General features: G+C 41.5%; 6 protein-coding genes. 2 read left to right on the top strand and 4 right to left on the bottom strand.

The annotated features are described in order from the left end of the window. Positions 1 to 4: 4 nt before the first annotated feature. The 4 genes from QTN47_RS23045 to QTN47_RS23030 all read right to left on the bottom strand — a co-directional run bounded on the left by QTN47_RS23045 (position 5) and on the right by QTN47_RS23030 (position 8,372). Positions 5 to 3,058: a SusC/RagA family TonB-linked outer membrane protein gene (locus tag QTN47_RS23045; RefSeq protein ID WP_369331795.1), complete on the bottom strand. Its 3,054-nt coding sequence runs from the start codon at positions 3,056 to 3,058 to the stop codon at positions 5 to 7. A 222-nt stretch (positions 3,059 to 3,280) separates the two neighbouring features. Next, a complete protein-coding gene (locus QTN47_RS23040; RefSeq protein WP_369331794.1) occupies positions 3,281 to 6,175 on the bottom strand; it encodes a ligand-binding sensor domain-containing protein in 2,895 nt (964 codons plus the stop codon). Between the two features lie 329 nt (positions 6,176 to 6,504). Beyond that, positions 6,505 to 7,140 carry a DNA-3-methyladenine glycosylase family protein gene (locus QTN47_RS23035; protein WP_369331793.1) on the bottom strand — a complete coding sequence of 212 codons (636 nt, stop codon included), beginning with the start codon at positions 7,138 to 7,140 and terminating at the stop codon, positions 6,505 to 6,507. A 434-nt stretch (positions 7,141 to 7,574) separates the two neighbouring features. Continuing rightward, entirely contained in the window at positions 7,575 to 8,372 is a 798-nt protein-coding gene (locus tag QTN47_RS23030) for an enoyl-CoA hydratase/isomerase family protein (protein ID WP_369331792.1), read from the bottom strand. Positions 8,373 to 8,606: 234 nt separating this feature from the next. On the opposite strand from QTN47_RS23030, the gene QTN47_RS23025 reads away from it, so the two are divergent. Continuing rightward, complete coding sequence (locus QTN47_RS23025) at positions 8,607 to 9,236, top strand: DUF5606 family protein (RefSeq protein WP_369331791.1); 630 nt, start codon at positions 8,607 to 8,609, stop codon at positions 9,234 to 9,236. A 189-nt stretch (positions 9,237 to 9,425) separates the two neighbouring features. Further along, complete coding sequence (locus QTN47_RS23020) at positions 9,426 to 11,144, top strand: M3 family oligoendopeptidase (protein WP_369331790.1); 1,719 nt, start codon at positions 9,426 to 9,428, stop codon at positions 11,142 to 11,144. The last annotated feature ends 288 nt before the right edge of the window (positions 11,145 to 11,432 follow it).

Raw genomic sequence — 11,432 nt, 5'->3', positions numbered from 1 at the left:
CTATTTAGAAGTTAACATTTACACCGAAAGTTGTTGTGCGGGAAAGCGGATACACACCGTTGTCTATACCCATTGTTGTAGCAGTACCGCCGGTAATCTCCGGAGACACGCCGTTGTATTTAAAGTATGTGAATGGATTTTGAGATGTTACAAAGAATCTCAGCCTTTCAATACCTATCTTCTTTGTTAACGCATTTGGCATAGTATATCCCAACTGAATGTTACGAATACGGAAATAGCTTCCGGATTCTACAAAGAATGTATTTGGATATGCATTTAAGCCACCACTGATATCTGCATTGGGGTAAGTATTTGATGTTCCTTCGCCATGCCAGCTGTGATTGTAGAAATCAGCATCGTAGCTTTCATTACCAAACCTGTTCGCACGCTTTTTATTATAGATCTTATTTCCTGCAACACCCTGGAAGTCGGCAGACAGATCAAAAGAATTGTAGTTAATACCGATATTAAATCCATAGGTAATTTTTGGAATATAACTACCAACAGTTACGCGGTCTTTTCTGTCAATAACGCCATCTCCATTTATGTCTTTGTATTTAAAATCACCAGGAACAGCATTTGGCATGTATTCTACGCCCTTGTCATTTTTATATGCGTGAACATCATTGAAATTCTGGAAAATACCGTCTACCTGGTAAACCCAGAATTCTCCGATCGGGTGGCCCTGCTGCGTGTAAGTGGCCAGGTTTCCGTTCACCACATCACCATCATTAATTGGCAAGGTTCCATTTTTCAATTTTTGAACTCTATTATTAATAGTGGTGAGATTAGCTCCAATTCTGTAGCTGAATTTATTTGAAATGTTATCGGCCCAGCTTGCGGTAAACTCAAAACCCTGGTTCAATATATCAGCGTTGTTATCAAGTACGGTACCTGAAGCTCCGGAGCTACCGATCAGGGTAACATCAAAAATTGCATTTCTTGTAAGTCTGTGATAATAGTCCGCAGTTACGTTTAACCTGCTTCTCAAAAATGCGGCTTCAACTCCGGCGTCGGACTCTTCAACTATTTCCCATTTCAGTCTTGGCTGAACTGCGGTAGTGATATTGGCGCCGGGCGATACAACGTTAGAACCATAAGGTCCGAAAATAGCAGAATATCTTGCGTCAGTATTGGCTGTTAAAGTGTATGCATTCTGAGGTATTTTGTCATTACCCAACTTACCCCAGCTTGCACGTGCTTTTAAGAAATCAATACCTCTTACCTTTTTCATGAACGACTCATCGCTTATTATCCAACCCAGACCAACAGAAGGGAATGTACCCCAGCGGCTGTCAGAAGGAAATTTGGAAGATCCGTCTCTGCGCAAAGTAGCAGTTGCCAAATAGCGTTCTTTAAATGAGTATTGCACCCGTCCGAAATAAGACAACGCACTTATTTTATCATAAGGATAGTTAACAACGGAATAGCCAGTCTTGTCACCAAGATCAATATAATGTGTTGCATCCGTAAAATCAGGCACGCCAGTTCCAACGGCACGCAACAATTCTCCGGAGTTATGTACAGCGGAGAAGCCCACCATTGCTTTTATTCTGTGTTCCTCAATGCGGGTTTCGTATGTAGCTGTATTGTCCCATACATAGTTTAAATTGTAATTGGACTCTTTGGTTAAGTGAGCCACTGTGTCATACTGAGCACTGGATACCCAGTATTTGGGAACATAAATAGAGCTATTTGTCGTTTTAAAATCAGGAGTGAAAGATGTTTTGAGCGTTAAGTTCCTTATCGGCTTTACTTCCAGGTACAAATTCATTAGCCCTCTTATATTCTTGTTCAACGAATTATTGTATTCAATAACCGCTGATGGATTTGCGAAAATCCCAAATCCTGACTCCAGCGGATTCGTAAAGTTGCCCTGGGCGTCTTTTGGTGCAAATACAGGTGGAATGATGTGAATTCTTGTCAATACATCTGCTGGTGCATTTTCCTGCCACGTGCTCAGCGTAAGACTGTACCCGGTTTTTACATATTTATTGATTGTAATGTCATGAGACCCTCTCAAAGAAAACCTGGTATAATCGTTCTTTTTTACCAGTCCATCCTGTGTAAACAAGCCTACACCAAAATAATAAGCGGATTTTTCAGAACCTCCGGTTACGCTCAGGTCGTGATTTTGCATAAAGCCATTACGCAATAACTCGTCATACCAGTTTGTGCTTGTTGGGTAATTTGCAGGATCAAATGGAGAATAAGTGCCTTTTGAAGTATCCCTCAAAAAAGCTGAGTACATTTTCTCATTAATGAGCTGAACATATTGCTTTGAACCGACCAGCGGCATTTTGTTGGTTATTGACTGAACGCCTACATATCCATTATAAGAAACTTTTGCCGGACGATTTTTCGTGCCTTTTTTGGTCGTGATGATCACCACGCCGTTGGCCGCCCTTACACCATATATGGCACAGGAAGATGCGTCTTTTAAGATCGTAACAGATTCGATGTCACTCGGAGAGATTGAGCTTACATCATCCATAAACACCTCGTCCACTATATAAAGCGGACTAACAGCGCCTCTGACAGAGCCGACACCGCGGATCAACATCGTGGGAGCGCCGCCGGGTTTTCCATCTGTGCTGATCATTACACCCGCCACTTTTCCTTGCAGGGCATTCAATGCATTTGAAACCGGTTGTTTGGTAATTTCTTCATTTTTTATTGTAACAACCGGCGCTGTGAGGTCTTTGGATTTTTGGGTGCCATATCCTACAACAACTACCTGGTCCAGGATAGCGACCTCAAGTTCCAGATTTACGTTGATTACATTCTGATTGCCTACCTTAACTTCCTGGCTTTTGTACCCTACATATGAAAACACCAGGGTGGTATTTTCATTTTTTACCTTAATACTAAACTCCCCTTTATCATCCGTTTGGGTTCCGGATTGGGTACCTTTTACCAATACATTCACTCCGGCGAGCGCATCGCCACTGGCTCCATTTTTAACTGTTCCGGTGATGGTATTTTGTTGTGCGTGTGCCCTGATGAGGTTGGAAAAACAGAAACACACCGTCATAATAAAGACTAGTAGTCGATTCATAATGGCAATTTTTTGGTTATTGCATAAAATTTAACAGCTGGCAATTTGCTGGTAAGTGCATGCAATAACAAAAAAAGCACCTCTACATCTCCACACACATGTCAGAAATCATGAGTTTTGGAAATACTTTTAATTAAACTGTTGAATTTTAACCTTATACAAATAAAAATTTAAAAAAATAAGAAAGGCCGGATTTTAAGGATGAGAGGTAATGATGTAGTGCTAAACAGCCATTAGAAACTCCACCAGGTTCTGATCGTGCTCTAAATTGAGCTTTTTTCGCAGCCTGTAACGGCGAATTTCAACCCCCCGGAGCGTAATATTTAAAATGGACACAAGTTCCTTACTGCTCATATTCATGCGGAGGTAAGCACAAAGTTTAAGGTCATTCAGGGACAGATCAGGATAGGTAGTTTTTAGCTTCCGGAAAAAATCCTGGTGTACTTCGTCAAAACTGTTTTCAAAAAGTTGCCAGTCGCGCTCGTCTGACATACCGTCTTCTATCACCTCCTGTATTTTTCGTAGCTGATGGCCGGGCAGTGTTTTTCCATCCTTGTCCTTTAACCCCAACAATTCATCGTTGATCTTCTGCAATAATTCGTTTTTGTACACGATGTTCATGGCAGAAGTGGCCAGTTCTCTTTTTTTGTTTGCCAGATCAGCCTCCAACTGCTGTGTTTTTAGCAAGGAAATCCGTTGTTCACTAGCCAATTTTTCCTTTTTGCGGAATTCTTCTTTCTCCTGCTCAGCTTTCTCTTCAATTTCTTTCCGGTGTTTTAGTAACCGGAACTTATACCAGCGACGGGCGGCGAAGGCAGCAACAACAAAGACAATAAAGTAAAAAATGTACGCCCAGGTGGTTGCATACCAGGGTGGCAGAACGATAAATTCATAGACAGACGCGCTTGTCGGCGCCCCTCCGTTTATCCTTGCCTTAACCAGGAAACGGTATTTACCCTGCGGAAGATTGGTGAAGTCTTTACGGCTTTGGCTTTCCCAGGGCGACCACTGCCTTGAATATCCTTCGAGAAAGTATTGGTATTGAACATTTGCCTGGTGATAATACGGCAAAGCATAGAAAAGGGACAGATTGTGTTGATCGTATGGGATCTCAATAACCGAAGTAGCCAGATCTGACTCAGCCAATGCAAAGCTGGAGTCAGTGGTGTTATTAATCTGCCTGATCAACACAGATGGCAACGGTTGCTCGTTGCTTTCGATATTTTCCGAGCTAAAAATGGCAAAACCATCGTCAACGCTAATAAGAAACAACGAAGTGTCAATTTTATTAATATTTTCATAAGAGGCGACCATTTTGCCGGTAAGGGCACCAAACCTGACGGAATCAATCGAAAAATGGTCAGTTTGTGAAAAATCGGCTAACGCAGTTCTTCCTTTATTGATAAACCAATACTGCTTGTCGCCTGCCGGGATGATATTATTTGCGGTAGCGAAAGATCCCAGCAGTTTGTTTAGCTGATCATATGGCCCAAATTTGTCGCTTATTTCTTCATATACATAAACCCCTTTTTCTGATGAAAAAACCACCTGGTTGTTAAACTGCAACACGTTCACATGCAGATTTTGCGGCAGGCCGTTTTGTCCGTCGTAGTATTTAAGGGAACTGACAGATGTAGCATCATCCGTTAATGTAAGACGGTAAAGACCCTTGTAAGGATGTCCTACCCAGATGTTCCCCTTGGCGTCCTGCTCCACATACCGGGCAGGCTCACTAAATCCTGTCACCTTGTGCGCAAAAGTCCATCTGCCTGACGCATCTTTTCTGTAAATGGCAAGACCGGTATACATCCCCTGGATCAGCAGGCCGGGATTGCTGTTCAGTGGCTTGATTGTCCAGCCGCCGCCACTTTCCGAGATCTTGGTCAACTGGTCATTTTTTACAAGAAAGGTCTTGTCGTTCTGCCCACATATCAATTGATTATCAATAACAGATAAGTTCCAGATCTGTCCCTGGGAGTTGGGGACCAGCTTAAAATTGAATGGCTGAAATGCGTTTTGACCTCCACCGTTCCAGCTGCTGCTGAACAGTCCCTGGTTGGTGCCCAGATAAATTTTGTTGTCGTACACAAGGCTTGTATAAACGGTTCCGAATACACCGGCCTTATCAAAATAGTAGTATAAAGGAGAGTTTAATTCTACCCTGTCAATCCCATTATCCAGCCCGAGCCACAGGTTTTCCTCGTTGTCAGCAAACAGGCTAAGTACAGTATTGTTTTGCAGGCCACTCGACTTATTGATGTGTTGGATAATTTTCCCTGAATCATTTAAAATCACTATCCCATCCAATATAGTTCCGTATATATAATATTTGTCAAACATTACCAGGCCATTGTTTACCTGGTTGGATCTTAAAAAGCCGTCAGCCTGGGTATTCCATCGCACAAACTGTTTACCATCATAAATGAAAAGTCCATTTTTAGCTGTTGCAATAAGGAACTGATTATTTCTGAACGGAAGGATTGAATAGATACCTGTTTGTCCCAGGCTTTGAGAGCCTTCAACAAAGTGAAGTTCATTTTTCTTCAGTTCAAATAATCCGCCTGATAATATCTCTACAAAAATCCTGTCGTTTACTTTGTGCGAGAACAACAGTGGACGGTGGGCATCAATAATAGAAATTTTACCGTTTTCATATGCGTACATTCGTCCGAATGACTGACAAACAACCCTGTTACCATCTATATAAATCTTCCATATTTCATCTCTTGACAATAATCCGCCCGGAACCAGATGGGCAAGTGAAGTGTATTTAAACAATCCTTTTTGATCATATGACCAATAGCCAAACTCTCCGAAACCTCCTACAAATACTTTACCTCTACTACAAGCAACGGCACGAACTATTGACTTGTTCGGCATTGAATAGAGTTGCCAGTGTCTGCCGTCAAATGTCAGCAGGCCATCATTATTACCATAATACATCACCCCACGCTCATCTTTTGACACTGACCAGTTTTGATTGCCGGACCTGTACAAGTCCTTTGTATAATTTTGAATGTAAGGGATTCCGATATTTTTTACGTCCCTGGCAACAAGAAGAACAGGTAAAAGAATATGCACACAGCACAGGATAAGGATTGAATTAAACTTGCTCATAAACTTTGAACTAACATCCAGATTAACAATCATATCGCTATCGAATAACTCACATTAAAAGTTGGAAATGGGTAGCGGGGTTGATCTCGTTTGATTTTCAGGCTGCGAAGATAATATAGAATGACGGATAGAAACATGACTTAGTTATGCACAGGTGCGAGGAGCTTTGGCTCGAAAGAATATGTCCTACATTTTGAAAATGCAGGACATATTCTTTCGAACACTATTACACTCTAACGCGGTAGCAGTAAAAAAAGGGACTACATCCACAGCACTTTCGCTTTTGCACCCAGGTACTTCGTAACTCGTACTTCGTACTTAAGTCCTTCCTATTGCGAAATATTCCTTTTACTCAGATAAGCATGCCAAAGCAGATAAGATGCCACGGTACGATAAGGTTTCCATTTTTCAGTCAGTGCTATTATTTCATCTTTAAGAACATCTGATGACAGTTGTTTTACTTCCCTAACACTTTTCATCAATGCAATATCGCCGGGAGCAAAAAAATCGCAACGGTTCAGCACCATCATCAAGAAAACATCTGCCGTCCAGTCTCCAATACCCTTGATCTTTTTGAGCGAGATCCTTATTTCATCATCTGCGAGCAGATGCAGCTCCTCAATTATAATCTCTTTATTAATCACCGCGGTAGCCAGCGCCCGGGCATAGACCGCTTTTTGGCGACTGAAATAACAGCCCCGCAATTCTTCGTCGGTAAGTTGCAAAAGCTTTTCGGCAGTGATGTGGCCGATTTTTTCCTGCAATTTTAAAAAAGCGGCTTTTGCTGAAGCGAGCGAAACCTGCTGCTCCAGTATTATATGAATCAATGTAGCGAAAGACGGTTTTCTATTCCACAGCGGCGGATATCCGTATTGTTCAATAACGCGCTTAAAATCGCTATCCTGCCGCGCGAGCTCATCACAGATCTGATGAAAATTTGAGTGGTCAAATGTTTGGTGTTTCATCTCCATAGAAGTAAGGTGTCGGCCGCGCCAACGTTTCTTTGTTAACAACTGATAAAGCTTAAAGCCTAAAGCCTAAAACTGACCGAAGCGAAGTTTTTTAAACCGTATAAGCCATATAAGAGCAAATAAGAGCTTTTGCCCAGAATAATAGTAACACTTAAACGACAATATATTTACTTAACCAGTTCGGACCTTCACCATTGACCATTCACTATTCACTAGTTGTATAGAAGGCATATAAGAGCAAATAAGAGCTTTTGCCCAGGATAATAGTAACACTTAAACGACAATATATTTACTTAACCAGCCCGGACCTTCACCATTGACCATTCACTATTCACTAGTTGTATAGAAGCATCAAACTTACTATACCTGAAAATAAAAGCCGCCAATAATAGCGGCTTTCGTATTGTTTGGGATGATATAAATCGATTCTAGTGCGGTGTACTCACCTTTGTCTTGTTCTTAAAAGCAGCTATTACTTCCCTCGCTTTTGGCGTAAGTGCAAGTTTTGCGGTCAAAGCAGCACGTTCCAGGAGCAGCGTGTCCCAGTTTTCAGTACCGTGCCACAACATTTTTTTCAGTTCGATAGTAGCTTCTTCGCTATAATTTGCCAAAGTATCAGAAAGTCTTGCGATAGATTCCTCCATACTTTCCACGGAAGGATGCAGTTCTGCAAAAAGCCCTTTTCTTCTTGCCCAGTCGCCATTTCGCCACATACTTGAGTCAATTGCAAGCTGGCTGTAAGAAGAAAGACCAATCTTCCGCTCTATTGCAGGGCCCACAACAAAAGGCACTATTCCGAGGGACAATTCGCTCAGTCTTATATCGGCGCCTTCAACAGCAATGGCATAGTCTGCAGCTGCAGCTACACCCACACCACCTCCCACACACCGGCCATGTACGCGCGCTATAATAAATTTCGGACACTTACGCATGGCATTTATTATATAGGCGAATCCACTAAAAAACTGTGTTCCTTCTTTTTCGTTAGTAACTTTCAGCAACTCGTCAAATGATGCTCCGGCGCAAAAATTCTGTCCTGCAGAGGTTAAAATGATCAGACGGACATCTTTATCGTTACCTGCATAAGTAATTTCATGAGCCAGATCAGAAAGTAGTTTGGCGGGAAGGGAGTTGCTTTGCGGATGAAAAAATTCTATTGTTCTAACGTGTTTATGTGTTTCGGATTTTACATAGCCTTCCTGTATATCTTTTACATCTACTATCATAGGTCGAAAATTTTAGTTAGTAATGCGGTCTTACCAAAGCTAAGTTTTTTGACGGCCATTCCCTAGCGACTTTTTTAAAAAAATATATAAAAAAGGTCATTTTATTAAAATTAATTTTAATGCAAAAGGGTGGAAAACAATTCGAAATATTAATAAGTATCCAGTTTTTTTACTTTCAGGTTTTCATGTTGGGATTTTAGAATATCTTGCACCTCCTTTAAAAGTTTTTTTGATATGCAATACAGTAAAATTATTTCCGTAACCGGTATGGGCGGGCTGTTTGAATTGGTTGGCAGTAAAAATGATGGCGCCATCGTTCGCTCACTGGAAGATAAGAGCACAAAGTTCGTTTCATCGCGAATTCATAGCTTCTCTCATCTGGAAAGCATAGAAGTGTATACCATACGTGAAAATGTAAACCTGGTAGATGTGTTTGCAGCTATGGGTAAAAGCTCACTGGCACTGCCAAACGAAAAAGACCAGGCTGCTGTTAAAGCATATTTCCAGGAAGTTTATCCTGACATGGACTTTGACCGGGTTTACCCTAGCGATATGAAGAAGATGGTGAAGTGGTTTTCAGTATTAAAGAAAAATGATGTTGAGATAAAACTGCGCGACGAAGAAGTTGAGGAAGAAGTGGAAGAACCGGTAGCTGAAGAAACAACTGCAGAAGTGGCAGAAGAACCCAAAAAAGCCACCAAAGCTAAAAAAGCAGCAACAGAAGATGCAGAAGAACCTGCTTCAAAGCCGGCAAAAAAGAAAGCAAAAGCAGCAGAACCTAAAGCTGAAGATGGCGATGCTGTAGTTGCAGAAGCTGCGCCAAAGAAGAAAGCTGCGCCAAAGAAGAAAAAGACAGAAGAATAGACCGTAAGACGTGTAAGACACGTAAGACAGCAAGAGATTTTGTGTTTCAATAACAAAATGGGCGAGGCCGGAAGTGCATTTATTTGTATTTTCCTGCCTCGTTCTTCGTTAGAGCAGGCAGAAACCTGCTATTTACATACGGCGGATATGCCGGTTAATTACATCACTCACCATTAAAAGATCCTGGTTATGCAATTAAGCGCAGACATTAAAAAGGCAAAAAGAGAGTTTCTACCGGAGGATTTTAAAGTAACGACCTGGGATGAACTGGAACCTTATTTTATACAATTGGAGCAACGCGAAATAACGGATGAAAAATCCCTTGAACAATGGCTGAAAGACCTGAGTGAAGCGGAAGCCGTAATCAGCGAAGATGCGTGCTGGAGACAAATACGCATGACATGTGATACAACAGATAAAAGCCTTGAAGAAGCTTTTACCTATTTCTGCATGGAGATTCAGCCGCGCCTGCAACCTTATGCAGATAAACTAAACAGAAAGCTCATCAACAATCCGCTTACCAATAATCTGGATAAGGATAAATATTTTACCTATTTGCGCAGCGTGAAAAAAAGCATAGATCTTTTTCGCGAAGCAAACATTCCACTACAAGCCGAGTTGGCTGTAATGCAGCAGCAGTACGGCGTTATCGCTGGCAAAATGACGGTTGAGGTAAATGGACAGGAATACACACTGCAACAGGCTTCCAAATTTTTGGAAAGTCATGACAGGAATTTGCGCGAAGAGGTTTACAGAAAGATCCAGGAACGCAGACTGCAGGATAAACAATCACTTCACGATCTATATACGCAGTTGATTGAAAAGCGCGACCAGGTTGCTAAAAATGCCGGTTTCGCCAATTATCGTGATTATAAATTTATTGAACTGGGAAGGTTTGATTACACTAAAGAAGATTGTTATGCTTTTCATGAAGCGGTAAAACAACATGTACTTCCGCTGGTTGAAAAGATCTATAAAGCAAAACAGCAAAAACTCGGTCTTGATACACTTCGCCCCTGGGATACCGAAGCAGAGCCGGACGGCATTCAACCGCTTCATCCATTTGAAACAGGATCTGAATTATTATCCAAGACTGAGAAATGTTTCGATGAATTAAATCCATTCTTTGCAAACTGTTTGCGTAAGATGGATGAGATGAAACATTTTGACCTGGACAGCCGCAAAGGAAAAGCTCCGGGTGGCTATAACTGCCCGTTAGCCGAAAGCGGCGCTCCTTTTATCTTTATGAATGCAGCAGGCCAGATGGGAGACGTTACCACCATGGTGCATGAGGGAGGCCACGCGATTCACTCATTTTTATCGCACCACCTGGAACTAAGTGCATTTAAAGAATATCCAATGGAAATTGCTGAAGTAGCAAGCATGGCTATGGAACTTTTCAGCATGAATCACTGGGATGCCTTCTTCAACAATAAAGAAGATTTAAAACGCGCTAAGGAACATCAGCTGGAAAGGGTGATCACTATCTTCCCATGGATCGCCACTATAGATAAATTCCAGCATTGGGTGTATGAACATCCGCAACACACAGTTGAAGAAAGAACAAATAAATGGATGGAGATCCTGAATGAATTTTCTGCTTCAACCATTGATTTCAGCGGACTGGAAGAATACCGTAAAACAGGTTGGCAGCGCCAGTTACATTTGTTTGAAGTGCCATTCTATTACATTGAATATGGCATTGCACAATTAGGCGCCATAGGCCTTTGGATGCAATACCAGCAACACCCGCAACAGGCATTACAGAATTATATTAATGCACTGAGCCTGGGCGGCACTAAAACATTACCTCAATTGTATGAAACCGCGGGATTGAAATTCAATTTCTCTCCGGATCATATAAAAACGCTGATGGAATTTGTGAATGGTGAAATGGAAAAACTGTAAAATATTTGAAATTTGAGATGGGCAATTTTGGTTAGCATTCGAATCACAAGCAGACTAATTTGTCAGCATTGAAAGAAGACCTGTCCGGAGAACAGAAGCAATTATGAAATGCAACCTGATCTCAAATTTCAATTCATTATTGTCCGACTAAAATTTGAACAAATTGAATCTAAGATCTTCGATGTTTCAAAATTACGAGTTACAGACAGGAAGAGAGCCGATCCCGGCATGCAGTTTTTTTAGTGAACAGACGTGGGTGATAATATCGTATAGAGAAAATCATTTTAG

It is taken from the genome of Danxiaibacter flavus, from assembly GCF_041060425.1.
GTDB lineage: Bacteria > Bacteroidota > Bacteroidia > Chitinophagales > Chitinophagaceae > Danxiaibacter > Danxiaibacter flavus.
This window is presented reverse-complemented; position numbering and strand designations above follow the sequence as displayed.

Bases quoted from the DNA above. Each gene is read 5' to 3' on its own strand.
- QTN47_RS23035 (WP_369331793.1), bottom strand. From the start codon at position 7,140: ATGAAACACCAAACATTTGACCACTCAAATTTTCATCAGATCTGTGAT.
- QTN47_RS23020 (WP_369331790.1), top strand. From the start codon at position 9,426: ATGCAATTAAGCGCAGACATTAAAAAGGCAAAAAGAGAGTTTCTACCG.
- QTN47_RS23045 (WP_369331795.1), bottom strand. From the start codon at position 3,058: ATGAATCGACTACTAGTCTTTATTATGACGGTGTGTTTCTGTTTTTCC.
- QTN47_RS23030 (WP_369331792.1), bottom strand. From the start codon at position 8,372: ATGATAGTAGATGTAAAAGATATACAGGAAGGCTATGTAAAATCCGAA.
- QTN47_RS23025 (WP_369331791.1), top strand. From the start codon at position 8,607: ATGCAATACAGTAAAATTATTTCCGTAACCGGTATGGGCGGGCTGTTT.
- QTN47_RS23040 (WP_369331794.1), bottom strand. From the start codon at position 6,175: ATGAGCAAGTTTAATTCAATCCTTATCCTGTGCTGTGTGCATATTCTT.